The organism is Immundisolibacter cernigliae, from assembly GCF_001697225.1.
Lineage (GTDB): Bacteria > Pseudomonadota > Gammaproteobacteria > Immundisolibacterales > Immundisolibacteraceae > Immundisolibacter > Immundisolibacter cernigliae.
In genome coordinates this window covers 761,182-787,236 of sequence record NZ_CP014671.1, presented here as the reverse complement: position 1 = coordinate 787,236, position 26,055 = coordinate 761,182, and the positions used below count along the sequence as shown (strand labels likewise).

Annotated in this window: 23 protein-coding genes; 13 read left to right on the top strand and 10 right to left on the bottom strand. The window is 61.8% G+C overall.

The genetic code is table 11. The features are described 5' to 3' along the window. Nucleotides 1-12 precede the first annotated feature (12 nt). The 8 genes from PG2T_RS03690 to PG2T_RS03655 all read right to left on the bottom strand — a co-directional run bounded on the left by PG2T_RS03690 (nucleotide 13) and on the right by PG2T_RS03655 (nucleotide 8,194). A complete protein-coding gene (locus tag PG2T_RS03690) occupies nucleotides 13-546 on the bottom strand; it encodes a 3-phenylpropionate/cinnamic acid dioxygenase subunit beta (protein WP_202816410.1) in 534 nt (177 codons plus the stop codon). Then, nucleotides 543-1,856, bottom strand: a complete 1,314-nt coding sequence (locus tag PG2T_RS03685; RefSeq protein WP_068802881.1) for an aromatic ring-hydroxylating oxygenase subunit alpha — start codon at nucleotides 1,854-1,856, stop codon at nucleotides 543-545. The genes PG2T_RS03690 and PG2T_RS03685 overlap by 4 nt, the downstream gene beginning before the upstream one ends. Before the next feature lie 11 nt (nucleotides 1,857-1,867). Next, entirely contained in the window at nucleotides 1,868-2,659 is a 792-nt protein-coding gene (locus PG2T_RS03680; protein ID WP_068802880.1) for an SDR family NAD(P)-dependent oxidoreductase, read from the bottom strand. A 359-nt stretch (nucleotides 2,660-3,018) separates the two neighbouring features. Continuing rightward, on the bottom strand, nucleotides 3,019-4,350 hold the full coding sequence (locus PG2T_RS03675) for an aromatic ring-hydroxylating oxygenase subunit alpha (protein ID WP_068802879.1): 1,332 nt from the start codon (nucleotides 4,348-4,350) through the stop codon (nucleotides 3,019-3,021). A gap of 17 nt (nucleotides 4,351-4,367) precedes the next feature. Continuing rightward, on the bottom strand, nucleotides 4,368-4,910 hold the full coding sequence (locus PG2T_RS03670; RefSeq protein WP_068802878.1) for an aromatic-ring-hydroxylating dioxygenase subunit beta: 543 nt from the start codon (nucleotides 4,908-4,910) through the stop codon (nucleotides 4,368-4,370). After that, complete coding sequence (locus PG2T_RS03665) at nucleotides 4,910-6,265, bottom strand: aromatic ring-hydroxylating oxygenase subunit alpha (RefSeq protein ID WP_068802877.1); 1,356 nt, start codon at nucleotides 6,263-6,265, stop codon at nucleotides 4,910-4,912. Before PG2T_RS03665 ends, PG2T_RS03670 begins: the two co-directional genes overlap by 1 nt. Before the next feature lie 67 nt (nucleotides 6,266-6,332). Continuing rightward, nucleotides 6,333-7,472: an LLM class flavin-dependent oxidoreductase gene (locus PG2T_RS03660; RefSeq protein WP_158513139.1), complete on the bottom strand. Its 1,140-nt coding sequence runs from the start codon at nucleotides 7,470-7,472 to the stop codon at nucleotides 6,333-6,335. 113 nt (nucleotides 7,473-7,585) lie between these two features. Continuing rightward, a complete protein-coding gene (locus tag PG2T_RS03655) occupies nucleotides 7,586-8,194 on the bottom strand; it encodes a TetR/AcrR family transcriptional regulator (protein ID WP_068802875.1) in 609 nt (202 codons plus the stop codon). Between the two features lie 301 nt (nucleotides 8,195-8,495). Here PG2T_RS03655 and PG2T_RS03650 point away from each other — a divergent pair, with 301 nt between their 5' ends. The 12 genes from PG2T_RS03650 to PG2T_RS03600 all read left to right on the top strand — a co-directional run bounded on the left by PG2T_RS03650 (nucleotide 8,496) and on the right by PG2T_RS03600 (nucleotide 21,727). Continuing rightward, the gene (locus tag PG2T_RS03650; protein ID WP_068807673.1) at nucleotides 8,496-9,815 is read left to right on the top strand and encodes an aromatic ring-hydroxylating oxygenase subunit alpha; all 1,320 of its coding nucleotides are present in this window, start codon (nucleotides 8,496-8,498) and stop codon (nucleotides 9,813-9,815) included. 151 nt (nucleotides 9,816-9,966) lie between these two features. Beyond that, a complete protein-coding gene (locus PG2T_RS03645) occupies nucleotides 9,967-10,953 on the top strand; it encodes an IS481 family transposase (protein ID WP_068802874.1) in 987 nt (328 codons plus the stop codon). After that, nucleotides 10,937-11,434 (top strand): aromatic-ring-hydroxylating dioxygenase subunit beta, encoded by a 498-nt coding sequence (locus tag PG2T_RS03640; RefSeq protein WP_068802873.1) that lies wholly within the window; start codon nucleotides 10,937-10,939, stop codon nucleotides 11,432-11,434. Before PG2T_RS03645 ends, PG2T_RS03640 begins: the two co-directional genes overlap by 17 nt. A gap of 63 nt (nucleotides 11,435-11,497) precedes the next feature. After that, complete coding sequence (locus tag PG2T_RS03635; protein WP_068802872.1) at nucleotides 11,498-13,249, top strand: FAD-binding protein; 1,752 nt, start codon at nucleotides 11,498-11,500, stop codon at nucleotides 13,247-13,249. A 3-nt stretch (nucleotides 13,250-13,252) separates the two neighbouring features. Next, nucleotides 13,253-13,513, top strand: coding sequence for a 4Fe-4S dicluster domain-containing protein (locus PG2T_RS03630; RefSeq protein WP_068802871.1), 261 nt, complete (start codon nucleotides 13,253-13,255; stop codon nucleotides 13,511-13,513). Nucleotides 13,514-13,601: 88 nt separating this feature from the next. After that, nucleotides 13,602-14,678, top strand: a complete 1,077-nt coding sequence (locus PG2T_RS03625) for a WD40/YVTN/BNR-like repeat-containing protein (RefSeq protein WP_068802870.1) — start codon at nucleotides 13,602-13,604, stop codon at nucleotides 14,676-14,678. A 114-nt stretch (nucleotides 14,679-14,792) separates the two neighbouring features. Continuing rightward, complete coding sequence (locus tag PG2T_RS03620; RefSeq protein WP_068802538.1) at nucleotides 14,793-15,764, top strand: IS481 family transposase; 972 nt, start codon at nucleotides 14,793-14,795, stop codon at nucleotides 15,762-15,764. Between the two features lie 33 nt (nucleotides 15,765-15,797). Next, nucleotides 15,798-16,988 (top strand): aromatic ring-hydroxylating oxygenase subunit alpha, encoded by a 1,191-nt coding sequence (locus tag PG2T_RS15340; RefSeq protein ID WP_145930981.1) that lies wholly within the window; start codon nucleotides 15,798-15,800, stop codon nucleotides 16,986-16,988. Beyond that, nucleotides 16,981-17,460, top strand: a complete 480-nt coding sequence (locus PG2T_RS03615) for an aromatic-ring-hydroxylating dioxygenase subunit beta (protein WP_068802869.1) — start codon at nucleotides 16,981-16,983, stop codon at nucleotides 17,458-17,460. Before PG2T_RS15340 ends, PG2T_RS03615 begins: the two co-directional genes overlap by 8 nt. 91 nt (nucleotides 17,461-17,551) lie before the next feature. Continuing rightward, on the top strand, nucleotides 17,552-19,408 hold the full coding sequence (locus tag PG2T_RS03610; protein ID WP_145930980.1) for a DUF1302 family protein: 1,857 nt from the start codon (nucleotides 17,552-17,554) through the stop codon (nucleotides 19,406-19,408). Nucleotides 19,409-19,485: 77 nt separating this feature from the next. After that, nucleotides 19,486-20,790, top strand: a complete 1,305-nt coding sequence (locus PG2T_RS03605; RefSeq protein WP_068802867.1) for a DUF1329 domain-containing protein — start codon at nucleotides 19,486-19,488, stop codon at nucleotides 20,788-20,790. Between the two features lie 184 nt (nucleotides 20,791-20,974). After that, nucleotides 20,975-21,727 (top strand): SDR family NAD(P)-dependent oxidoreductase, encoded by a 753-nt coding sequence (locus PG2T_RS03600; RefSeq protein WP_068802866.1) that lies wholly within the window; start codon nucleotides 20,975-20,977, stop codon nucleotides 21,725-21,727. Nucleotides 21,728-21,960: 233 nt separating this feature from the next. Here the strand turns inward: PG2T_RS03600 and PG2T_RS03595 are convergent, their stop codons facing one another. Together PG2T_RS03595 and PG2T_RS03590 are read right to left on the bottom strand one after the other, a co-directional pair. Then, complete coding sequence (locus PG2T_RS03595) at nucleotides 21,961-23,052, bottom strand: NADH:flavin oxidoreductase/NADH oxidase (protein WP_068802865.1); 1,092 nt, start codon at nucleotides 23,050-23,052, stop codon at nucleotides 21,961-21,963. A 334-nt stretch (nucleotides 23,053-23,386) separates the two neighbouring features. Further along, entirely contained in the window at nucleotides 23,387-23,641 is a 255-nt protein-coding gene (locus PG2T_RS03590) for a DUF7218 family protein (RefSeq protein ID WP_068802864.1), read from the bottom strand. 405 nt (nucleotides 23,642-24,046) lie between these two features. Between PG2T_RS03590 and PG2T_RS03585 the strand changes: the two genes are divergently transcribed. After that, the gene (locus tag PG2T_RS03585) at nucleotides 24,047-25,987 is read left to right on the top strand and encodes a bifunctional metallophosphatase/5'-nucleotidase (RefSeq protein ID WP_068802863.1); all 1,941 of its coding nucleotides are present in this window, start codon (nucleotides 24,047-24,049) and stop codon (nucleotides 25,985-25,987) included. Nucleotides 25,988-26,055 lie beyond the last annotated feature (68 nt).

The window sequence follows — 26,055 nt, the reverse complement described above, 5'->3', positions numbered from 1 at the left end:
GCGGGTCGTTGCTTAAAAAAAATTGCTCAGGTTCTTGATCGGCAAGACGTTGTGGTCGATCAGTACGCGCCGATACGCCAGTCGCAGCCCGTCAGGCATCACGCGCAGGCGATCCTCGCGCCGACCGGCCAGCAGGTCGGTCTCGCGCTCCATGCGGCTGCGGTAGAAGATGAAATGGCTGTGGACTTCCCACTCCGGGCCGCTGTCGTCCACCAGCAGGACGTTCGAGACCAGATGGCAGGTGCGGGACGGGGGTTCTTCGGCCCAGTGCACGCCGGTGTGCAGCTGCGTCACGCGCATGGCGAGCACGTCCTTGCCCTCGTCGAACCAGGCGATGTCCTGGCCCTCACGCGTCCATTCGTCGCCCGGCGCGCGCGAGGGCACGTTGCGGCGCAGCGGCATGAAATAGCGCACGTCGTCGGCGAGCAGGTCCAGCCAGGCGCTGAACTCGCGCCGGTCCAGCAGGCCGGCTTCGCGGTACAGGAACTCCTCCGCCTCGCGCACGCGCAGCAACCGCGCCAGCGCCGGGTTGTCCACGGCGCTCACAGCGCACCCATCAGCTGCGCCCAGCGCCGGTAATAGCCGCGCTGGTTCTGTTCGGAGACGCCTTCCATCACCGTACCGCCGCGGGCGATCCACGGCTCGCTGCCGACGGCCATCTCATGCCCCAGGCCCATGGCCATGTGGTAGGGATGGCGCCGCGCGATGGTGCCGCGGCTGGCCCGGTGGGCAAGGTTCCAGTTTTCCATGTCGTCTTCTTCGGTCAGGCCCGACGGACCCTGATAGCGGATCACGTAACGGCGCAGGTGGTCCTTGACGGCCTCGGGGGCGTGCTCTGGTACGAAATAGAAACGCCACACCTCGCAGGTTTCGGGTCCGGCTGGGTGCCACAGGGCGATGCTGGTGCGGCCGTTCGAGAACGACATGTTCGGAAAAATCGTTCCGCCATGGGGCACGAAGCGCGCCTGCTCGCCAAGCTGCGTCTGGCGTCCGGCGTAGGCGCGCTGGTAGTAGGCGTGCAGTTGCGGCACGGCGGCGTAGGCAGACAGAAAATCGAAACCCGGCGGGTACAGCGCCCCGCGTCCGCAGTGGCCGGTGCTCGCATAGGCGATGTTCTGCAGCACCGGCTTTTGCGGGATGGCGTCGTACTGGTGGCGGCCGGTTTTGCCGCTGGGCGACAGGGCGAGCTGGTCCACAGACGCATGACTGACGTTGTGATAGTTGTCGCCAGAGAAGTTCTCGGCGCCGAATTTCCAGTTGCACGGCAGGGTCCATTTCTGTACCCCGGCGATCAGTTCGAGTTCCCCGGCACCGGCATCCGGCACGGTGAAGAACTCCTCGATCCAGATTCGCGCATCGCCCAACCAGTCGTCCAGGCTCGGCGTGGCGGCATCCCAGCAGGCCCAGATGCTGCCCTTGAGCTCGGCCACGCGTGCCTCGACCAGGCCCCAGTGGGCCAGTTCCAGCTCGCTGAAATAGCCCTCGCGCAGCGCCGGCACGGCCGCCAGGCGACCCTTGGTGTCGAAGGTCCAGCCGTGGTACGGGCAGGCGAATTCGGTGGCGTTGCCCTGGTCGTAGCGGCACACCTGCATGCCGCGGTGGCGGCAGGAGTTCAGGAACACGTGCAGCGCGCCGTCCACATCGCGCACCAGCAGCACCGGTTCCTCGCCCATGCGCGAGACCACGAAATCGCCCGGCCGGCGCACCTGGCTGACATGGCCGACGAACAGCCACTGGGTGGCGAAAATGCGCTCCTGTTCGGCGGCGTAAAGCTGGGCGTCGACGAAAATCTCGCGGCTGACAAGGCCGCGCTGCGGGTCTACCAATGGGCGGGTTCCAGGGTCGATCGGGTCCATCGGCAGTTCCCTCAGGCAAGCAGGGGCCGGCCGCCCTGGTGGGCGAAGCAGCCGACGTCGAGCACGGTGCCGGAAATCTGTACGGCGGCGTCCGAGAGCAGAAACGCCACCGCGTTTGCAATGTCCTGCGGCTCGGTGACGCGCCCGGTTGCCGTGCGGCTGGCCAGGCGCTCGAAGGCCGGTACGTTGCCAAGCTCGGTCATGCCGGTGCGCGTGCCGCCGGGGACGACCACGTTGACGCGGATGCGATCGTCCAGATGATCCCAGGCCATCGCCGCCGACAGGGCGAACACTCCGCCCTTGCTGGCGCTGTAGGCGGCCAGGTCCGGCTTGCCCCAGCCGGCGCCCGAGCCGATGTTGACGATGGCGCCGCCACCGGCCGCGCGCATGGCCGGGATCACCGCCCGGCAGGTCAGGAATACGCCCTTGAGGTTGACCGCGATGACCCGATCCCACAGTGCTTCGTCGGTCTGCGTGACATCCCCGCGCGGGTGGATGGCGGCGTTGTTGACCAGCGCGTCGATGCGGCCGTGGCGGGCAAGGACATTCTTTACCCACGCCTGTACCTGGGCGGCATCGGCGACATCGACTTCGGCCAGATCGGCGTGCTGGCCGCGCTTTGCAAGCTCTGCTTGGGTTGCGGCGATGCCGCCCTCAGCCGCGCTGCCGATCTGGCGCGACTCCACGCCGCAGGCACACACAACATGCCCCTGCCCGACTAGAGTCAGCGTGATGGCTCGGCCAATGCCGTAAGTACCACCAGTGACCAGCGTAACGGCCGGGCGGACAGGCAAGTCGGACATCTCAGATGGCCTATGCGTGTGATTGCAAGGGGATGGGTGATGCGCGTGCGGCCCTATAGCAAGACTGTCCGCCCAGTTCGGTCAAGTACGGATCTCCCACAGTGATGCGCGCTCCAGGTTGCGGTTGGTCGGATCCCGCGGCCATAGCGAGCGGCCACGCCACACTGAACGACGATATTGGAACACGCCGCCTGCGCACCAGCCGGTCCGCCGCGCCAGCCTCAACACACCTGTTCACGTCGTGTTTAACGCACAGCGGTGGGGCGGGCTGCAGCCGGCATTTTGCTGCAGGTGCCGGGTACGCCAGATGTGCCCATAGTCGATCCCCCGGCATGCGACGCTCGGAGCCGATGAGTTGCTTACGCGGTACGCGGCGCGCCACGTTCATTTGCGGTCTCCAGCAGGTGCGTCCATTGCCGGAACTGTCCATGCAGCATGCCCTCATCCTGGAAATCGTCACCCCATGTGACCGGATGAATGTCGAGCAATTTCGCATGCTCATCCTGGCCGGTGTGAATGCGCGCGCCGCCACGTGCATAACCTTGTTGCCACCTGACCAGTGCGGCGGCGAAGCCGCGTTGACACGCGTCGAACACTACCAGGTCATCTGTGGTTGCGACGCCGGTGGCATTGAAAAAATCCTCATACTGACGCAGACGTGTCGTGCGTGCCATGGCGCTCTCGCCTACTGGCGCGATAGCATAGATATTGACTTCGCAATCATCGACGCCGAGCGGGCGGATTACCCGAATCTGGGTGGAGGCGTTGTCCTGCAACAGCAGGTTCGGATAGATCAGAACATTGCGTTGATGGTGAAGCATCCAGTGCGCCCACGCCGGCCGTACGCGTCGCTCGATATTCGCTTTCCATTCCCATGTTGGACGTGCTTCCGGCCGTGGGTAGGTTGCCCACATCACGCCGTGGCCATGGGCAAATTCGTACCAGCCGCTGGTGCGCTGGGTAAGCGAGTCGTCGTAGGCGCGGCGTACCTCGCTGTCGCGTGGAACGCGACGCGCCATCATCGCCAGGTAGTTGGCATGGACGGTGGTGAAGTGGTAGCCATCGAGCGCATTTTCGAGTTGCAGTTTCCAGTTCCCGCGGTTTACGTAACTTGAAGCACCGCGTAGCACTTCAAGCCCATTCGGGCTTTGTTCAACCAGTAGGTCGATGAAAAGCCGCGCATCGCCCAAGTGCATAGAGAGCGTCGGCACCGCAGCGTTCAGGGACGCAAACACGAAGCCTCGATACGACTCGATCCTCGGCACAGCAGTCAGGTCGTGCGACGCGGAATCGAACGTGGGCGGGTAGGCGCCTGATGCCTGGTCCTTGATCTGCAGGTTGCGCCCGTCACAGCCATACACCCAGCCATGGTAGGGGCAAGTGAAGAATTTATTGTTGCCCCTGCGGGTACGACACAGCGTCGCGCCGCGGTGGGCACAGGCGTTGATGAAGCCACGCACCACACCATCCTGGCCCCGCACGATGACGACGGGTTGGCGGCCCATATGGGTGGCGAACCAATCTCCGGCTTCTCGTATTTGGCTCTCATGGCAGACGTAGAGCCACGTTCCCTCGAAAATGGCAGCCAGTTCGCGTTCCAACACAGCCGGGTCAGTGAACAGCGGCCGCGCGATTTCGAATACCCCTTCGCGCCTACGAACCCAATCTTCGGTTTGGCCGGGTAGCGGCATTGCAAGTTCCTATGCGGCTAGAAGATGAGGTTTAGGGTCTTGTCGAGTACCACGCTCTGATCGAGCAATATCTCGCGCTGCCTAAGCCGCCAACCGTCAGCAAAGCGACGCCAAAGGTCCCGGCGCGCGCCGGGGAGTATCGCAACCTCGTCTTGACGGCGATTGCGATAGACCAAGAAATTCGAGTACACCGCGCGCGCGTCGGGCACGTCGGACGCAAACGCCGTCACATTGCTGATCAGGCGCCTGATGCGGCCTGGCGGGTCATCGCTCCAGGAAAGGCCGGTTTCCAGCCGCCGTACGCGATCCTCGAGATCCTTCAGGCTATCGTCGAAAAGTGCTGGATCTTCTCGCCGGGGCCCTATGCCGCGGGGGTCACGCCGAAAGCGGTTCTCCCGTACCGGCAGCCAGTAGTTGATGCCCGGGTCGAGCAGGGTAAGCCAGTCACGGAACCGCTCGGCATCGAGCAGTCGGGCCTCGTGATAGAGGAGCTGCTCGAACGCGTACCCCTCGTCGCGCTCGACTGGCTGTGTTTCGGTGAGCCAACCTTGCGGGACCATTACGCGTTTCCTCCTGCCAAGCTCGCGTCGACCGGGGCGGCATCCAACGCGCTCCAGTCCGATGCCGTCATGAGCTGCTGCCAGAAGCCATAGAAATTGCGCTGGGCAATTTCCGCAATGGCGCCCTCGTGTACAGTGCCAGGTAGCTCGGGGTGAGGCCCGCCGCGGCTCAGAGCCATGCCGCAATAGACAGGGTGGGAACGGGTGACGTAGCCGCGGCAGGCATCGGTTGCATACTGGACATTCTCTGTGTCGTCGCCTTCGAGCAAGCCGGCGATTCCGAATGTTTTCATGTGCGCATGACGGATCGCTGCCTTGACCTCGGCTGGCATTTGCCGGTAGGCGAGTGCCCATATCCACACCTCGATCTCGTCCGGCCCGCGGGGGTGCCAGACGCGAAACGAATTCAAACCCATCGGCAAGGCGGAGAAGTGCGGAAACAGATTCAGGTTGCAATGCGAGCCGAAAAACTGCGCGCGCCGATCACCCAGACGCTCACGGACCAGGGGCCTGTTTTCTGTCAGCCACGCCGCCATCACCTCGGGCTGATCGTACAAGGCGATCCCCGAGTAGCCATCCTCGAGCAGCGAAAAACCGTGCCCGTGGCGGGTGGCCACATGCAGACCGCCGGTGGCCACCACGTTTTGTTCGCTGTTGCCCCGCATACTACCCACGACGTTGTCCCGGGCGCCGATGGCAAGAGCCGCCGCGTGGGTCCAGCCAACGTGGTATCCATCGCCGGCGAAATTCTCCGCCGGCAGTTTCCAGTTGCACGGCACGCGATATTTCATTGGTCCACCGAGAAACTCCGTGCCGCCGGGAACGGCGTCCAGGTAAGTGTCCAGGTACCAGGTCATCGGGCCGAGGTAGTCGGTCAAGGATGGTGCGGTCTGATCGAAGCAACCGAAAACCAGCCCCTTGTAGCTGGCGATCCGGGGTACTGGAATCAGGCCAAGTTGCGCCTTCGGCAGCTGGCCACGGTAGACCTCGGCTTCCAGAGGCGCGGCGGCCAGCGACCCGTCGAGCGCATAACTCCAGCCATGGTAATTGCAGGTGAAGGCGCGCGCAGTGCCACTATCGGCATGGCAAAGCACATTGCCGCGGTGCTGACAGGAGTTGATAAACGCGCGGATCGAGCCATCGGTCTGACGCACCACCAGCACGCGATCCTCTCCCATCAGGGCGGTCTGGAAATCACCGGCGCCGGCAATGAGCGACTCATGGGTCAGAAACAGCCAACTGCGTGCAAACACTCGCTGCAGTTCGAGTTGATAAATTTCCGGGTCGTGATAGAGCCGCCGGCTCTGGTAGCCAGTTGCCGAATCGACCAAGCCGCCGATTTCCCTTGCATCCATTCCTGTTCCTCCTGAAGTCGCTCTGCGGCGCCCTGCCTGTGGCCAGAAAGGGCATTGGCGTAACCGGTCAGCGGGAGGGTGGCGGTTTCTCTTGCCCGGCACGCAGCATGTCGCGCACCGCCGGCAGGATCTGCGTCGCCGCGTAGCGCATGGAGTCGTGAATATCCTCTTGCGAAATGCAACCGGCGTCGACGTTGAGCAGCAGTCCGCTCGGGCGTACCGCGTCGATTAGCACCTCGAACCGCTCCAGGCACGCCTTGCGGTCACCCCAAATGGCGAAGCGCTGCGGAAACTCGTTCATTACCACGTCGTGCACATGCGCCGGGTCGCCGAACTCGCTGAACATGTCTCCCAACTGACGGTAAGCCGCGTACCCTTCGCCCACGCTGTCGGCATAGGCCCGCATGTTGCGGCCGAACACCTCCATCTGGCCCGCAAGCGAGCGTGCACCGACCTCACGGGCCTGGGCTGCGTCGGCGCGGGCATGAAAATGTACACCCAGCAACCATCGTCCGCGGCTGCCCCACAGTTCCTGGTGACGCTGTGCGTAGTAGTTCACCCCGTCCAGTACGACCGGCAGCGGCAGCAGCAGGTAGCTTGGAATGATCAGCCCGAATCGAGACTGTACGGCGATCTCGATGCTCGGCGGCCCGGACACGTAAGCCATGTAGACCGGTGGGTCATCCTGCACGAACCGCGGCAGCAACTCGAAGTCGCGCACCGACCAGAACTTGCCGCTGATCTGCAGGCGCTCGTCCTGGCCGTCCAGCAGTCGGCGGGTGGTCGTGCAGAACTCCGCCATTCGCTCGCGTGATTCCGACTGGTCGTAACCCAGCCGCTCGTACAGCCATGGATGCCCGCGACCGATGCCGATCATGGCTCGCCCCCCGCTCAGCACATCCAGCGCGGCATACTCCGACGCCACGATCGCCGGGTGATGCAACGGCGCAATGGTGATGGCGGACATGAATTTGATCTGTCGCGTGCGCGCCGCGGCGTTCGCAAACAGTGCCACCGGGCTCGGCGAGACCGAGAAGGTGGACTCGGCGAAGTCCAGCCCATAGGACTGTGTGGTGGCGTAAAAATCGTAGCCAAGGGTGTCCGCGAGCTCCATTTGTGCCACAAGGGCCGAATAATGGTCGCGGTGGGTTGCGCGCGGATTGCGAACCGACGCCTCGGAAAACAGGCCAATCAATGGCTCCTGCATGACGTGTCCCCTGGATGCTGTGCAAAAGTCCGCGCGGGCGACACCCGCCTGGCTGACCGGTCGTACGGTTAACATATCACGGATCGCGCCGGATCAATCTTGCCGGGATCGGCTCAGCCGCGGCGGATGCCGTGCAGCAATAGCCTGGCGACATGTTCCACGACTTGCCCCGCGTCGAGCTCGCCGGGTCGGTCGCCGCTGACATAGCCGCGTACCGGCGCCAGGGTGAACTGTCCGATCACCAGCGACAGCACCGAGTAGCCCACCAGACGGGCATCCTCGGCCGGCATGAGCGGCTGGGCAAGCTCGGCAATGCGCCGCATCGCCGGCCCAAGAACCTCCTCGCCGATGAACGCAAGGTGCGCGGCGTTGTTGTTCAGCAGCTCGCGGATCAGCAAGGTTCGGAAACCTTCGGAACGGGCAAACGCATCGACCAGGAGTTTTGTAAAGGTATACACGAACCCTTCAAAATCGTACTCCCGTTGAACCAGCTCATCGATCCCCTGCATGCCGACCGCGAACGCCGCCCGCACTGCCTCCCGATACAGGCTCTCCTTGCTCGGAAAGTAGTAGTAGAAGGCCGGTGCAGTGACCGCGCAGGCTTCGGCAAGGTCGCGCATGGTCAGGCCGTTGTAGCCGCGCTCGGCAAACAGGCGGATTGCCAGCCGCAACAAATGTTCGCGGGTATCGGTTGATGGGTGCGGTGTGGGCAATTTGTTCATGGTGTTGACAAGCCAATTTTTATCCTGCTACGGTTCACGAAAATTTTAACGCTTGTAAAGTGGTCGTGGCCGACTGGCTGTGGGGTTCTGGCGAAGCCGGCGCAATCGTCAGCGCGAGGGGCCGACCGGGTGCCTGGCCCCGAATTGTCGCTGACCGGGCGCCGGCGTTGTTCACCATTGGTGGTCGGGGTTTCGGCGCTGCGTGGGTTGCGCCCGTGCACGGTTGGAGCTGGTAGCAGGTCAAGGCGCCGGTAGCACCCTAGGAGAACCTGGTGGATCAAACAGCATGAGGCAGGCAACGATGAAGGGCATCGAAACGCTGGTTCGCGAAAGCGGCGCTTACGTCAGTCGCCGGGTATTCAGCGATGCTGACATCTACAAGAATGAGCTTGAGAACGTTTTCGGTCGCACGTGGCAGTTCGTGGCCCACGATACCCAGCTGCCGAAGTCAGGTGATTTTCTGACCACATTCATGGGCGAGGATCCGGTGCTGGTGATCCGGCAGGAGGATGGCTCGATCCGCGCCTTCCTGAACGCCTGCTCGCATCGCGGCCCCCTGCTCTGCATGGCGGAGGAAGGCAATGCCAAAAGTTTTTCCTGCCCCTATCACGGTTGGGTGTTCGGCGCCGACGGAACCCTTCTCAATGTGCCACGCGAAGGCGGCGACGGGTATCACCACCAGCTGGACAAAGGGCAATGGGGGCTGCAGAGCATCAGAGTCGAGTCTTACAAAGGGTTGTACTTCGCCAATTTCGACCCAGCAGCCCCATCATTGCGTGATTACTTGGGTGACTTTGCGTGGTACCTCGACGCCATTTTTGACCCGCTGCCAGCGGGAGTCGAGTTCCTCGGCGGGACGATGCGGCAACGCTTGAAGTGCAACTGGAAGATCGCCGCGGAAAACATCGTCGCTGATACCTACCATGTGCTCGCTGCACATGCCGTTGCCGTGGGCGTGTGCATGGGAGACCGCGGCATGCAGATCGGTATCGAGGTGGGCGAGAAGACCGACGTGGATGCACTCGGTATTTCAGCGACCATAGACGGCCACGGCTGGAATGCCAATTTCGACGGCCAAGGCATATTCGGACTTTTCAAAGACCCGGCGCCTTGGCTGGCCTATGTCAATCGCCAGCGCCAGCGATATATCGAGCACTTGGGCGAGCGCCGCGCTTGGTTTGTCGGCTCGTCCATTGACGGTGGCGTATTCCCCAATTTCTTGTTCGTGCCGGGTTTTACGTTTCGGCAAATCCATCCCAAAGGTCCTAACGAGTGTGAAATTGCCATGTGGACGGTTGTCGAACGTGATCTTCCGCCGGATCTAAAAAGAGAGATGGTGCGTTTCAATGCACGCATGCTGGGGACCTCCGGCATGTTCGAAACCGATGATTGCGCGAACATGGAACGGATTGCCATGACCGTCAATGCAACGCAAGGATCGCGGCGCGATTCTCACTACGCCATGGGCCTGGGGCGTGAGCGTGAGAGGTCGGACCTGCCAGGCCTTATCGACCAGCGCGTGTCGGATACTTGTTTCCGTGGCTATTACCGCCGGTGGGCCGAGTTCATGCAGGCGGAGAGCTGGCGTGAAATTCCGCTCGCGCCCCGTAAACTGACTTAGCGAGGTCCACTATGTCCGAGGAGCGCAAGGTGGATATGTGTTCCATCCCGGATCATCATATAGTTCCGTCTCGGTCCCCGCTGCTGCTGGCGCGCGAGGTGTTCCGGGAGCTGGCAGGGGACGGGAAAGCGGTTGATCGGGAGGTGTCCGCATGCTGATTGCACTGCACAAACAAGCCCGCACCACGCCCCACGTGCGGGCGCAGATCGCGGCCAGTGATGAGCCGGTGGCGGTGCTGGCCCGCCGCTTTGGCGTCACCGAGCCGACGATCTACAAATGGAAGCGGCGCCCGGATGTCTACGACCGGCCGCACACCGCGCACCGCCTGCAAACGACGTTGACCCCCGGCCAGGAGGCGATCGTGGTCTACCTGCGCCGGGCCCTGCTGCTGCCGCTGGACGACCTGCTGGCGGTGACGCGCGAGTTCCTGTGTCCGGACGTGTCCCGCTCCGGGCTGGACCGCTGCCTGCGCCGCCACGGCGTGGGCAACCTGCGCGCCCTGCGCCCGGCGCCGGACAAAGCGGTCAGCAAGACCTTCAAGACCTACGTGCCCGGCTTTGTGCACGTCGACGTGAAGTACCTGCCGCAGATGGCCGACGAGGACCGGCGCCGGTTCCTGTTCGTGGCCATCGATCGGGCCACCCGCTGGGTTTACGTGGCCCTGAAAGCCGACAAGAGCGCGCGCTCGGCGCGCGCCTTCCTCAGTGCCCTGGCCACGGCCTGCCCGGTGCGCATCACGCGCCTGCTCACCGACAACGGCACCGAGTTCACGGACCGGCTGTTCGGGAGCCGGGCGCGGGCCCCGACCGGGACGCATGAGTTCGATCGCCTGTGCCAGGAACTGGGCATCGAGCACCGTCTGACGCCCCCGCGCCACCCGCAGACCAATGGCATGGTCGAGCGCTTCAACGGGCGCATCGCGGACCTGCTGCGCACGCACCACTTCAGGTCCAGCGAGGACCTGGAGCAGACCCTGCACCGCTATGTCACGCTCTACAACCACCACTTGCCGCAGAAGGCACTGAACGCCCAGACTCCGGCTCAAGCGCTTCAGCACTGGTACGCTTCAAAACCGGAGCTGTTTCATCGAAGGCCAAATAATCGGCCGGGACGTGACAGATATGTCCCTCCATCATGAGGTGGAGCAGTGCCTGTTTCGCGAGGCCCGATTGCTGGATGGATTCCAGTTTGAGGGGTGGCGAGCCCTTTTGGATCCAGATATCCATTACTCTGTGCCGGCCCGTCGCACCCATTATTTACGCGCCGCCAATGCAGCTCGTGATATCGATACTGATCACTACGACGACGATTATGAGTCGCTGACTTTGCGTCTGGCCCGCATGTCACGCCCCGGGCCGTCGAGTATGGACCCGCGTCCACGTGAGGTGCGTACCGTTTCCAACATTGAAATCGAACACGGCGACGTGGACGATGAACTGAAGGTTTATTCGGTGATCATCTTGATGCGTAACCGGTTGTTGGACCAAGAAGAACATGTCGCAGCCCGCCGTGAGGATGTTTGGCGGCGCGCGTCCGACGGGCGCTTACTCTTGTACCGGCGCCGAGCCCTCATCACGCATAACACGATACTCATGGCCAATATGAATAGCCTTTTATAGGTTGACACGTTGCTTGGAGCCGCGTTTTATATATTTCTTATTATCGCTGGAGCGGACTCAAAAATGGATCGTCTTGAACTGGATTGTGAGGTGTTGGTGGTCGGAGGTGGCTTCGGTGGCGCGATTGCCGCGCTACGGGCTGCCGAATTGGGCGCCAAGGTGATCCTCGTCGAGAAGGCCTCCGTCGCTCGTGCCGGCCCCTCGACATACGTGCACAGTCAGTTTGCGCCAGACCACCGCGTCGAGGGTGATGAACTCACCGCTTGGATGGACGAGTTCGTTGTTGGCGCCAATTACCTGGCCGATCAAGACTGGGTCAGACAATACATCGTTGAAGCCTATGATCGAACTCAGCAATTGATCGCTTGGGGGGTGCCATACTCACGCAACGCCGATGGCTCGCTTAAGTATGTCAAGGTGCGCGGCCACCGATTGTGCACAACGTTGGGCGTCGATGGACGCGCATGCATGGAAGTACTCAGACGGCGCTTGAAGGCCGCGCGAGTCAAGCTGGTCGAAAAAGTCGCCGTCATCGAATTACTGACCAGCGACGGTCAATACCCGACCGGCGGCAGCGTCTCCGGCGCCATTGGCGTTCATGTAAGGACGGGCCAGCCTCACATATTCCGCGCCAACGACGTGATTCTGAACCCCGGACCGTTCTATCCAAGAATTCATTATGCATTTAGCGACCATTGCACGGGCGAACTCCATGCGGCAGCCTGGCGCATTGGTGCCGAGTTCGCTGGCATGGAGTTCGCGCAGTTTGCCGCATGGAGCAACTTCAATGGTAAGTTCTTCACGCCTGGGCAGGCGAAAATTCAGGGCGTCGGAGCGCATTTCATAAATGCCAACGGCGATCGCTACATGGATCACTATGACCCGACATGGGGCGACCTTGCCGGCCTGTTCCAGATTGCCCGCGCAACCATAACCGAAAATCTTGAGGGGCGCGGACCATGTCACCTTGACTTGCGACATGTGCCTGCTGAAGACATTGCGGTGCTCTATGAAATCAGCCCGACGGTCGAGCGCGCCTTCAAGGAATTTAATATCGATCCTTCCAAGGACTTACTGGAACTGGGACCGTTCGTGGTCATCGGTACAATGAGTACAAGTGGTCCGGATATCGATCTCGATGCCGCCACCAATATTCCCGGCCTATATGTGGCCGGCTACGGCTCATCATGCCCGCATCTAATGTCCGGAATATCCGGAAGCGGCATATCCACTTTCTCGATGGTCTGCGGCTATCGCGCGGCGGAACATGCGGTTCGCCGTAGCGTCGGTGCTCAACTTGCTCCCGTCAATAGGGGGGTAGTTGATGCCGTGCTTGACCGTTATTTCAAGCCGATGCAGCGCCTGCGTCAGGTGCGCCCATCCGATGTGTGGATGGCGATCGGCGACATCACATCGAGGCCTACCTTCGCGCTCTTCAAAACGGCGGCGCGAATCCAGAAGACGATCGTCGATCTGGAAGGAATTCGCAATGAATTGATACCGATGATATTTGCGCCAGATATCCATGAACTCGAAAAAGCCCACGAGGTAAAGAATTATCTGGACCTGGCAATCTTGGCGTGTCAAGCAATGTTGGAGAGAACCGAGAGTCGCGGTGAATTATTTCGCGTCGATCATCCCGCCCAGGACAACGACGCCTGGTTGAAATGGCTGAAGGTCCGACGCGCGCCCAATGGTGACACCCCTGTATTTAGTACCCGCGACCTGCCTTTTGAGCGGTGGCCGATCAAGCCGCCGACCGGCAGAAATCCAAGTCCCTACACGGTGCCCGCCCGTTACGCACTGGAGGTGTAAGCAATGATCGAGCACATCGATTTGCAGTTGTGTGATGGCTGCAATGACTGTATCGATAGCTGTCCAACCGACGTGCTTCGGCTGGTCGAGATCGGCAAGCCGTGGGAGGTTAAAGGCTGGAAAGCCGTTATCATGTACCCCAACGAGTGCCACTCCTGTCGTTTGTGTGCCATCGACTGCCACGTCGATGCGATACGCGTGACCCATGAGCTGCATATTCCCGAGCCATTTGTAACCCATGCCGATGACGCAGGGGCTAGGTAGCCAGGACAGCTGGATCGACAGACTGCGCGCGGCTGGACAGTTTTCAATGGGAGTGGTCGGCGTTTGAAGAAGCCTGGAGGGGGTTGATATGTTGATTGTTGCTGGCGAGCGTGGGTTGTGTACCCTGGACGATGCAGGGCGACTTGGTGCGCCCCAATTTACTGGCAATCAGTTCATGGCCATGGCGTCGCATGGCCACCGCGCCGTGGTTAGTATCTTGAAGAAGGGAGTGCTGCTCACTGACGACGGCGGCAGGAACTGGACCGATATTACTGCCAATTTACCATACCGGGATGTTCGTTCGCTGGCCATTGATCCCCACACGCCCTCGACTATTTACGCTGGGACAGAGCCGGCGGGCATCTTCAGGTTCTCTAACGCAGCTTGGTCTGTTTGTGGCGATATTAATGCTCTTCCTCAAGCAAAGGACTGGAGCTTTCCAGTACCACCCAAAATACCCCATGTGCGGTGCATCATGGTCAGTCCGGATGATCCCGAAACTTTGTATGCGCTCATTGAGGTTGGCTCGTTCCTGATCAGCCGGGACGGGGGTGCAACGTGGGCTGTTGCCGAAGGACTGGGGCATGATCTGCACAGGGTGGTGACTCACCGGCTGCGGCCAAATGTACTCGTTGCCGCCACGGGTTTCGATACCGGTATCTATCGGGGTGGCGAAGGCGTCTATCGAAGTGAGGACCGTGGCATCGCTTGGCAGCAGGCCAACATTGGTTTGGGTCATCGGCGTTACGCAGAGGATGCGATTGCTTTTTCGGTGAACAATCCGGAGCTGGTATTTTTGGCGGCTGCGGACGGAATTCCGCCACACTGGGCGTCCTTGATTCGTATGGCTGCTGGCGCAGTGACCGGCAATGTCTATTTTTTGAAGCCGTCACGGATCCGGCGCCGAAAAGGCGCGGACGTGACGATCCACAGATCGTTCGATGCTGGCAAGTCCTGGGAAGCCGTTCCGGATTCCGCGCAACATGCCCTTTTCGACATGGTGTGGGCTCTCGAGACCGGGCTGTCCGATTCGGGGGGGCCGGCGGTGTACTTCGGGACGACGGGCGGTGAGGTGCGCGCATCCTATGATGCGGGAGAATCGTGGAAAACGCTCGCCAATGGGCTGGGCGCTGTCACCCATCTGCATCCGCTGTCGGGCCCGTAACTGTTCCATCCCGGATCATCATATAGTTCCGTCTCGGTCCCCGCTGCTGCTGGCGCGCGAGGTGTTCCGGGAGCTGGCAGGGGACGGGAAAGCGGTTGATCGGGAGGTGTCCGCATGCTGATTGCACTGCACAAACAAGCCCGCACCACGCCCCACGTGCGGGCGCAGATCGCGGCCAGTGATGAGCCGGTGGCGGTGCTGGCCCGCCGCTTTGGCGTCACCGAGCCGACGATCTACAAATGGAAGCGGCGCCCGGATGTCTACGACCGGCCGCACACCGCGCACCGCCTGCAAACGACGTTGACCCCCGGCCAGGAGGCGATCGTGGTCTACCTGCGCCGGGCCCTGCTGCTGCCGCTGGACGACCTGCTGGCGGTGACGCGCGAGTTCCTGTGTCCGGACGTGTCCCGCTCCGGGCTGGACCGCTGCCTGCGCCGCCACGGCGTGGGCAACCTGCGCGCCCTGCGCCCGGCGCCGGACAAAGCGGTCAGCAAGACCTTCAAGACCTACGTGCCCGGCTTTGTGCACGTCGACGTGAAGTACCTGCCGCAGATGGCCGACGAGGACCGGCGCCGGTTCCTGTTCGTGGCCATCGATCGGGCCACCCGCTGGGTTTACGTGGCCCTGAAAGCCGACAAGAGCGCGCGCTCGGCGCGCGCCTTCCTCAGTGCCCTGGCCACGGCCTGCCCGGTGCGCATCACGCGCCTGCTCACCGACAACGGCACCGAGTTCACGGACCGGCTGTTCGGGAGCCGGGCGCGGGCCCCGACCGGGACGCATGAGTTCGATCGCCTGTGCCAGGAACTGGGCATCGAGCACCGTCTGACGCCCCCGCGCCACCCGCAGACCAATGGCATGGTCGAGCGCTTCAACGGGCGCATCGCGGACCTGCTGCGCACGCACCACTTCAGGTCCAGCGAGGACCTGGAGCAGACCCTGCACCGCTATGTCACGCTCTACAACCACCACTTGCCGCAGAAGGCACTGAACGCCCAGACTCCGGCTCAAGCGCTTCAGCACTGGTACGCTTCAAAACCGGAGCTGTTTCATCGAAGGCCAAATAATCGGCCGGGACGTGACACGTAACCATCGATGATGCGAACCTTGCCGGAGGGCATTATGTCCAATGATTTTGAGGCAGTACGCCGCAAAGTGGCGCTCCGCTTTCGTGAACCGACAAAGCTGCCCAAGGAGATTTTCAGCGACGAGGCCATTTATCGGGAGGAGTTGCAGCGCTTTTTTTATGGACCCTACTGGCACCCCGTGGCCCACCGCGCGGAACTGCCAGCGACTGGTAGTTTTAAAACCACTTGGCTCGCGGAAGTGCCCGTCATCCTTACCCGGACGGCTGACGACGAGGTTCGAGCGTTCATTAATTCGTGTTCCCACCGAGGCGCCTTGCTCGAACAACGCAGATGCGGGGTAGCAGCCCAGTTTGAGTGTCCATATCACCGTTGGTTGTTTGGGAACGATGGGGGCTTTATCGGCGCTCCAGGGCGTAAGGAGTTTCGGTCGGATTTTTGCGAGACCGATTACAGTCTGGTGCCGCTGCGCGTCGCCGAACACGCCGGGTTGATATTTGTAAGCCGTGACAGCTTGGCGCCCGATCTGCAGTCGTTCCTTGGGGCAGCCGCGTCGCCGCTTGCCGATTGCATGTTAGATGATGGGCGCTTGAAATTAATCGGTTATCAAAAAGTCATCTATCAGGCCAACTGGAAGGCTTATATTGATAATGACCCCTATCATGCACCGCTGCTGCACGCGGCGTTTCGCTTGCTGAATTGGCATGGAAGCAAAGGCCAATTAATAACAACTCGACCCTATGGGCACATGTGCATTCTTTACCAGATCAATCATTACGTCGACAACGGGTTTCTCAACGATCCGTCGGCCATCTCCTTTCTGGGTACCGATGATCGTGCGCGAGTCGTGGCGTTGCGCCCAGTGACTGGCATTACCAAACATCTGGACACTATCAACATTCGCTTCGCGCGGCCGCTGGGTGTGAACAGAACCGAGGTGAGTTATGCTTTTTTCGGCCATCAAGATGATACACCGGAGTATCTGGAACACCGGGTTCGGCAGTCTTCAAACCTGCTTGGCCCATCCGGTTACATCAGTATAGAGGACGCGGCAATCTACAATCGCGTACAACTGACGACCAACGATGGGGGCTATGCTCGATTCGTCAAGGGAGTCGGTAAACCGCGCGATCAATGGAGCCAGAACGACGAGGCCAGCAACACGGAATGGTGGGCGCACTATAGAACCAGAATGGGGTTTGCGCCGGAGGGCAGCGCGGATGGTTAGTTATCTTGAGCATTGTCGCGCCATCGACGAGTTGCTGGGCTTGTATGCGCTCGTTGTGGACGGACAGGAATGGGAACGTTGGCCTGCACTGTTTGCGGAAGATTGCTATTATGCGGTGGTCAGCATCGAGAATGTCGAGCAGGATTTGCCGCTAGCCTACATGTTGGACGACTCGAGGGAACGGATTCTTGACCGAGTCAAGTTTGTGCGTGAGGTATGGGCGGGGACCGTCGAGCCATATCGCACGCGGCACAGCATTCAGCGCACCATGACCATGGACCTGGGCAGTGGTGTCTACGAGGTTCAGGCAAATTTTCTCGTCGGCTATACGTTGGGCGACGGAACGGCTGGTATGCTGGCAATGGGTCATTACGAAGATCAGATAGCGGTCGGAGAAGAAGGTGCGCTATTTTTGCGAAAGGTGGTGTATTTGGATAATGTGCCGCCTCGTTACCTGATATATCCGTTGTGAATTGAAATTCGCGAAGTCTGGGTGGCTGCAGGAAGAAGTCCCGGAGCCCCTTGGAATTAGCACCATGAGATGTTTTCAGTGGAGGTGGATGATGAAAATATGGAAGATGCGCGCAATTCAGGATTTCGTTGGGAAGGGGTGTCTTGCCACGATGGCGGGTGTGATGTGCATGGCCGCACCAGCTGAAGGTGTCGAGTTTGATTACGGTGGGTATCTTCGTGAGCACGTGTCGTTAAATCTGCGGGATGCTCCCGAGCTGAAGGCGGTGAGCGGCAGCGGTCTGTATTCTCCTTTCGCACCGCTCGGAGGTGGGGTCGATTCGGTCGATGGCGGCGGTCAGCTGTCGATGGCACGCACTACGCTCCAGCTTCGCGGCACCCTCGATTTAGAACCGTTCACGGTGGTCGCGATTGGGCGTTCGGTTAGGGAAGGGCACACCAATTTTGAAAGGCGCTTGCAGAACACGGCGAAGGCCAATCCGCTTCGGGTGATCGATGGCGTGGTTCCGGCGGGGGGGTTAGCCGGGATGAGCTTTCTGTCTACCGCGTCGCCCGGTGGGCCCGTTCCCGGTGCGCTGGGGCCGGTTGTGGCGAATGGTTCGCTGTTTGGGTTTGGCGGCAAGGCCTTCCTCAATGACTATGACGAGGATGAATTGCGCGAGCTGTATGTGAAGTTTTCTGCAGGGTCGCGGTTTAATTTCAAGCTCGGCAAACAGCAGGTGGTTTGGGGTGAGACCGATTTTTTCCGGGCAATGGACATTATCCATGGCTACGATATGCGCTGGCGCGGTTTTCTGGAGTTGGAAAATGAAGAGCTACGAAAGCCGTTGATTCTGGGGAACGTTGAGATTGCCGTTCCTGAACTGAATGGCACTTTCCAGCTTGTCTACCGTCCGGGCTGGGATGCTGGAGAGGACGTCAGTAACAGTCTGGCGTTTGAGGGTGGGCGCTGGGCATCGCAGCCGACACGTGGGTTTGATATCTTGGCGATTGCGCCGTACAACTATCATCATAAAATTGGCGATGTCAAGGATGCCAATTATGGGTTCCGTTGGTCAGGTGAATTCGGGCAAGTGGGCTACAGTCTGAACTACTATCGCGGCTTGATGAATGATCCGGTCGTGCTGCGTAATCCGCGGATTGGCGGCGCCGGCGGCCTCGGTGCATTCGAGGGCGGATTCGCGCAGCCTGCTGAGATCGTATTTCCCAAGGTTGAGACGTTCGGCGTGACCTTTAATGCTTATTCTGGAGTGATTGACTCGGTAATTCGCGGCGAGGTTGCCTACAACCCTAACTTACCTTATAACACCGGAACATCGACCTTCGTCGATCTAGGCGCCTTTGGCCTTGGCTACGATGATCGCGTGTCCGGGCTGGACCCGGTTCCCGGTGCAGTGATCGGCGGGTTTGGACCGGATAATGCGGTTCTTTTGGGGGCACCCACGGGAATGTTGTCGCTGGCGCTGCCCGGGCTCGGCAAGATAAAAGAGAAAGACACGATAAAAATCATGCTCGGCGTAGACAAGGAGGTTGACTTGACGCGACTGCTGGGGACGGTGCGTCCGTCGCTGGTATCGCTACAAGTGTTTGATACTTGGATACCTAACTACAAAGGTAGCGACGACATTGTGGAGTTGTTTGGTTATGGCGCTAAGCGTCGACCACACACAACCTATATCACGAGCGCGTTGACGCTTAATTATCGATACGATCGCCTGAATCCGTCGTTAGCGGTCGCGATCGACGCCGGAAACTTTGACGCTTTCATCATTCCGGCCGTTGACGTGCGAATTGGCGATAACTGGAGGATTCGGGCGGAGGCTGACCTGTTTCTGCCGAAGCACTCAAAGCAGGATAACGTCGGGGGAGAAATTGAGAAGGATACCCGACTATTTGGAACACTGGCGAGACACGATCAGCTTGCGCTCCGGATCACATACCAATTTTAGCCTGGACGTTAGTGTGAGTGGTTTTGGCCGCGGGGCCAAGCCCGTCCAGGCTGGGACCTTACTTAAGGAGAGACTCAATGACAAACGGATATGTGCAAAAACACGGCCGAGCGGGCCGAGCGTTGGCTCCGTGGCTGGGCATGCTGTTGTTGTCAGTGCTGCAATGTGGAGTGACTGCGGCGCGCGCGGAGGAGGTGGCAGCCGGCACTGTCATGTCAGCGCAGAATATTGATGAACTAAAGAGCAAGACGCTGGCTGGAGTGAGCATTGGGCAATTGCTGACCGAGCGTCAGGAGTGGGTCATAAAAAACCATGGTCTTAAAATGATGCTTTACCCAGCGTCGGAATTGCCCGAGGATCCGTCGAAGCTCGAGCGCACGCGTCAATACTCTAATCAAGTCCGGTTCGATGCTGCGACGCGGAGGGTAGCCGGATTTGTGGCCGGCGCGCCGTTTCCGGAGATCGACGAGGCCGATCCAAACGCGGGGGATAAAGTGGTTTATAACCAGGCCTACGGAGCGATTTATGGGGACGTCAATGTGTTTTCGCCGATGATGGTGGTGACCATCGGTGGCGAGAAAGGCATCGAGACGGTTAATACCTATCGTTTCGCGCGTTTTTATCTGTTAGGGCGTAATTCGGGCGAGCCAACTATGGGGGATGGTACGCGGCGAATCCTACAAACATTCATTGGTTTGAGTCCTGAGGATATTCGGGGTAGCGGTACCTTTCAGGTACGTTACGGTGACGCGCGGTTTGATGATGTGTATGTGTATGTTCGGAGCCTGCGCAGGGTGCGGCGGTTATCGAGCGGGTCGTGGGCGGATCCGGTGCAAGGAACGGATCTTTTGCAGGATGAGCTGTTTGGACTAAATGCCCACCCGACGTGGTACAAACAAGTCAAATTAATTGAAAAAAGAAAAGTGCTTGCAATTGTGCACGGCGATCCGCCATTCATGTGGGATCCAGACAAGGCGAAGTTGGCTGACATCCCTGGCATGGATTTCAAGAATGCGCCGCATTGGCAGCCGGTTGATCGGTGGGAGCCAGTTGATGCCTATAAACTTGAAATTACGCCCGAGGCCACGCATTTGCTGTCGAGGAAAATCGTCTGGATGTCCGCCAGTCCGTACTCGCCGCTGGTGCTGTCCAGTGAGGCATTTGACAAAAAAGGCGAGTTTTGGCGGTATACGATTAACCGGTTTTCTGTGGCCCGGAACGGGCGTGGTCAGGATGTAATGTATTTCGCGGGTAACATCACGCAGGATTATCAGCGTATGCACGCAACGGCACTAGTGTCGACACCCAGTTGGGTGATCGATCCGCCGGGCGCGCGGGTTGAGGAATTTGATATAGAAGCACTCAAGCGATTGGTGCAGTAGGGTGGGCTCGATTGCAAGGCGGGCGCCTGCGAGCGCGGGAGGCGTGAATCGCCGAAGCGTGGTGGTCAGCGCGCGCGTATAGAAGAACAGACACGGTGGGGTGGTGCGTAGCGACCCACAAATGGCGGTGCGGGAATGCGGCTGAGTCGGCAGCGTGCCGCCGTAATGTTCGGGAGAATTGGACATGGCTCGATTCGATGGAAGGTCGGTGATAGTCACGGGTGGCGGTTCGGGGATCGGAGCCGCGGCGGCGCGCACATTTGCTGCGCAGGGCGCTGCTGTGCTGATTGGGGACATCGACGCCGCGCGTGGGGAGGCGGTGGCGGCGGAAATCCGCGCCCATGGGCTACAGGCCGCGTTCGGCCAGGTCGATACCACCCGTAAAGCCAGCGTTGAGGCATTGGTGGGACAGGCCGTGGCGGCGCACGGCAGGCTCGACGTGGTGTTTGCAAACGCTGGGGTTTTCGACAGCTTTCTGCCGTTTGGCGAGATCGACGAGGCGCTGTTCGATCGCGTCATGGCGGTCAATGTAAAGGGGTATTTCTTTACGTGCCAGGCTGCGATCGGCGAGCTGAGGAAGACCGGCGGCAACATTGTCATGACGGCGTCGGTGGCCGGGCTTGGTGCCGGCGGCGGAGGCGCGGCGTATACCGCCTCCAAGTACGCCACGATCGGCCTGATCAACCAAATTGCGGTCGAGGTCGCCGCTCTTGGCGTGCGCGTCAACGGGGTGGCGCCCGGTGGCGTCAAGACGGCGATGACGGCCGCGTACGTGAACGATCCGCAGGTCGGTGCCCTGATCAGTCAGGCGACGCCGCTGGGCCGTTGGGCTGAACCCCAGGATATCGCCGACGCAGTGGTGTTTCTGGCCAGCGACGAGGCGCGTTACATCACCGGGACGGTATTGCGTGTGGACGGAGGTATGCGTTCGCGGTAGTGGCAAGCGTTTCGCGTTGCACGCGTGGGCACGGTGCTGCGTGCCCACGGGGATCAATGCCGCGCGTTCCGAAGCGCCGCCCCTGGCATGGGGCTGGGCCGTTTTGCAGTGCGGCGCAGTCTGACAAATGGGGATTCGGCGTTTCGTTGAATGCTGGCCGTGCGTGCTGTTGTGCACGGCCATGGCCGCGTCCGGCGCTTGACGCTCAGCCAAGCATGGCGGCGCCTGCCAACTCAGCGCAGGGCAGACAACCAGTGCGCATACGGCGCCGGCAATACCCAGGCCGGTTTGTCGATGTTCAGCTCGCGCGCCGCCTGGTACGGCCAGTGCGGGTTGGCCAGATGACCCTTGCCGATCAGCACCAGGTCCATCTGGCCATCCTCAAGCGCTTTCTGGGCCACGGCCGGCTCGCCAAAGCCCCACGCGGAGGCCACCGGGATGCCGGCTTCGCGGCGCACGCGCCCGGCGATCGGACCCAGAAAGCCTGGTCCCCACGGAACCTTGGCGTTCAGGGTGGTGAAGGCGATGCTGACGCTGAGCAGGTCCAGCCCGCCGGCCTTGAAGCGACGGGTCAGTTCGATGGACTCGGCAAGCGTTTGTTCATCCCGACCGTCGAATTCGACCACACCGAATCGGGCCGTCAGCGGCAGGTGTTCGGGCCAGACCTTGCGCACCGCGGCCAGCGTTTCCAGCAGAAAGCGGCTGCGGTTCTCGAAGCTGCCGCCGTAGGCGTCGGTGCGCTGGTTGGAATGCACGGAAAAGAAGCTCTGCGCCAGATAGCCGTGCGCGAAGTGCAGCTCAAGCCACTCGAAGCCGGCATCCAGGGCGCGGCGGGCCGCATCGACAAAGTCCTGCCGCACTCGAGCGATGTCGTCCAGCGTCATGGCGCGTGGCACCCTCGGCAGGTGGGCGCCGAAGGGGATGGCCGACGGCGCGATGGTCTGCCAGCCGCGCGGATCGCCGTCGGCAATCTGATCGTCGCCTTCCCAGGGCCGGTTGGCGCTGGCCTTGCGCCCGGCGTGGGCAATCTGAATGCCCGGCACCGCGCCGCCGGCCTTGATGGCCTGCACGATGGGCGCGAAGGCCTGCCCCAGCTCGTCGTTCCAGATGCCCGTGCAGCCGGGCGTGATGCGGCCCTCGGGCGACACCGCCGTGGCTTCCACCACCACCAGCCCGGCGCCACCGCGCGCCAGCCCGGCCAGGTGCACCTGATGCCAGTCTGTCACGCGGCCGTCGATGGCCGAGTACTGGCACATGGGCGGCACGCCGATGCGGTTGCGAAGGGTGATGTCCTTGAGTTTGAAGGGCTGGAACAAGGCGGACACGGTGGGTTCCTGTGTTTGGGGTAGTGGGCGGTGGCGCGCGGATGAGTGTACGACCCGCATGCGAAGCGGTGACGTGGAGTGCGTTGTACTTGTTGCGCCTGCGCGGCATCCAAATTCCACGCAGCAGATTGTATGGCCCTGCACAGCGTCGGGCTCTATGCCGTTTTCCGGAAACGATTGCCTTGTTGCTGCGCGCCGTCGGCGACGAGTTGGCGTCAGTAAGGTCAGCAGCCCAGCTCGCTGCGGTGTTCCGCCGCGTACAGCACCACCGGGATGCTGACCAGCCCGAAGGCGATGTGACCGCGCCAGACCGGACGGGGCACGGCGGGGCCCTTCAGTGATCGCGCAGCGCGTGAATGAGTTCGTCCTTGCGCATGCGCGAACGGCCGGGAATCCCGACCTTTTTGGCTTTGTCGTAGAGCTGCGCGCGGGTCTGGTCTTCGTAATCACTAGCCTTGCCGCCACGGGTGGCGGCCGTGTGCCGGGGTGTATTGGCGATGCGCGCGGACTTTTCCTTGCCGTAGCCGTGCTCGCGCAGTTTCTCGTAGCGCGCGTCGTCCTTGATGGACGGGCCGTGGTCTTTGGTCATCGCGTCCTCCGGGTTGAACGGTCCCGAAAAATAGACCGCGCGTACCACTTGCGGTTCCCGGCGATCCGGCCCTGAGTGACGAGCGGGGCGCGATCCAGTCGACTTTGCGTATGTCCTTGAGAACGTGGATGCGCGATGGGGTCTGTGCGCGGCGCGGTCGGCCTGCGGTCATGCGCTCAGACACCGGCTGCGAACTGACCGCACAGGCCACGCTGGCGCGGGCACATCGAAACGGCGTGGCACTGCATGGCAAGCTGCGCGGCGCGCGTCATGTGGTCTGGCGGGCGGTATCACAGACCTGTCATGGAACTGTCCTCGCACCGTCAAGTCGGCGCCCTAGCATCCCTGCCCGACGAAAGCCGCCGTGCGCGCGGCCGGACCCGACAACCGACAGGGAGCACCCCGATGGACCGCAAAACCGCCACCCTTCTTCTGCTGGCCGGCCTGGCCGCGCCAGCCTTGCAGGCCGCCTGCACCCCGCCCAGCGGCAATGTGCGCTTTGGCGATTTCGACACCGGCGTGGCCGACCGCACCATCGACGCCAGCTGCCAGACGCTGGACGGGCTGATCCTGGATGAGGACCCCTGGGGCGACCGCGCGGCTTTCCTGCGCCACGTGACCGAGGTCACGCTGGCGCCCATGCAAGGCGGTGCGCTGCCGGCTGTCGACCGGGCGAAGTTGATCGCGGCCGCGCAGCAATCGCAGGTCGGGGCACAGCTGACGGTCAAGCTGATCGCGTTCAACGACTTTCACGGCAACATCGAGGCGGCCGGCAGCAACCCCGGCGTGGCGCGCCTGGCCACCGTAATCAACGGCCTGCGCGTCGCCAATCCGCTGCACGCGGTGGTGTCGGCCGGGGATATGATCGGCGCCAGCCCGCTGGTGTCCGCCCTGTTCCACGACGAGCCGACCATCGAGGCCATGAACCGCCTGGCCATCGACTTCAACGCCGTCGGCAACCACGAGTTCGACGAGGGCCGCGCCGAGCTGCTGCGCATGCAAAACGGCGGCAACCACCCGACCGACCCGAACTCCGGCCTGGGCCTGACCGATGACCTGAAGGACGGCCAGTTCGCCGGTGCCGGCTTTGAGTTCCTGGCCGCCAATGTGGTCGACACGGCCAGCGGTCAGACGCTGTTTCCCGGCGTCGGCGTCAAGGATTTCCTGGGCAACAAGGTGGCCTTCATCGGCATGACCCTGGAAGGCACGCCGACCATCGTTACCCCGTCCGGCGTGGCCGGTCTGGAGTTTCGGGACGAAGCCGACACCGTCAACGCGCAGATTCGCGAACTGCGCGCGCGGGGCATCCGGACCGTGGTGGTGCTGATCCACGAGGGCGGCCTGACTACAGGCGGTGGCATGAACGGCTGCGACGGCGTGTCGGGCCCGATCGTGGACATCGTCAATCGCCTGGCTGGCGAGGTCGATCTGGTCATCTCCGGCCACACCCACAGCGCGTACAACTGCCTGATCGCCAACCGCGACGGCGTGCCGGTGCGGGTGACCTCGGCCGGTTCGTTCGGACGGCTGGTCAGCGACATCGACCTGACCATCGACACCCGCCGTCGCGACGTGCTGAGCGTGGCCGCCAACAACGTGCCGATTCCGAACAACGCCACCGTGGCCGAAGACCCGGCGTTCACGCCGCTGGTGGCCAACTACGTGGCGCTGTCGGCCGGCCCGCGCAAGCGCGTGATCGGCAAGATCACCGCCACCCTGAGCCGCACCAGCAACGCCGCCGGCGAGTCGTCGCTGGGCGACGTGATCGCCGATGCGCAGCTCGATGCCACCGACGATGCCGGCCTCGGCGATGCCGTCGTGGCCTTCATGAACCCCGGCGGCATCCGCGCCGACCTGCCGTTCAGTGCGCCCGGCAAGACCGACGGGGACGTCACCTACGGCGAGGCCTTCACCACCCAGCCGTTCGGCAACTCGCTGGTCACGCTGAGCCTCACCGGCGCGCAGATCCACACCCTGCTCGAACAGCAGTTCACCGGCTGTACAGTGGATTACCCGGCCGGGGCGCCGGCTGCCGGGCAGCCGTTCAATCGCATCCTGCAGGTGTCCGAAGGTTTCACCTACGCCTGGCGCGAAAAGGGCACCCCCTGCGACAACGTGGATCCGGCCTCCGTGCAGCTGAACGGCGTGCCCATCGCCCCGGCGGACAGCTACCGGGTGACGGTGAACAGCTTCCTGGCCGACGGCGGCGACCAGATCTACGTGCTGCAGCAAGGCAGCAACCGCCTCGGCGGCGCGCAGGACCTGGATGCCCTGGAGGCTTACTTCACGGCCAACCCGGCCGGCGTGGCGCCCGGACCGCAGGACCGCATCCAGCTGGCGCCCTGAGATAAGACCCGGCCCGCTCGTGACGCCACAAGGCACAAACCCACATAAGCAAACTCAAACAAAGGGAA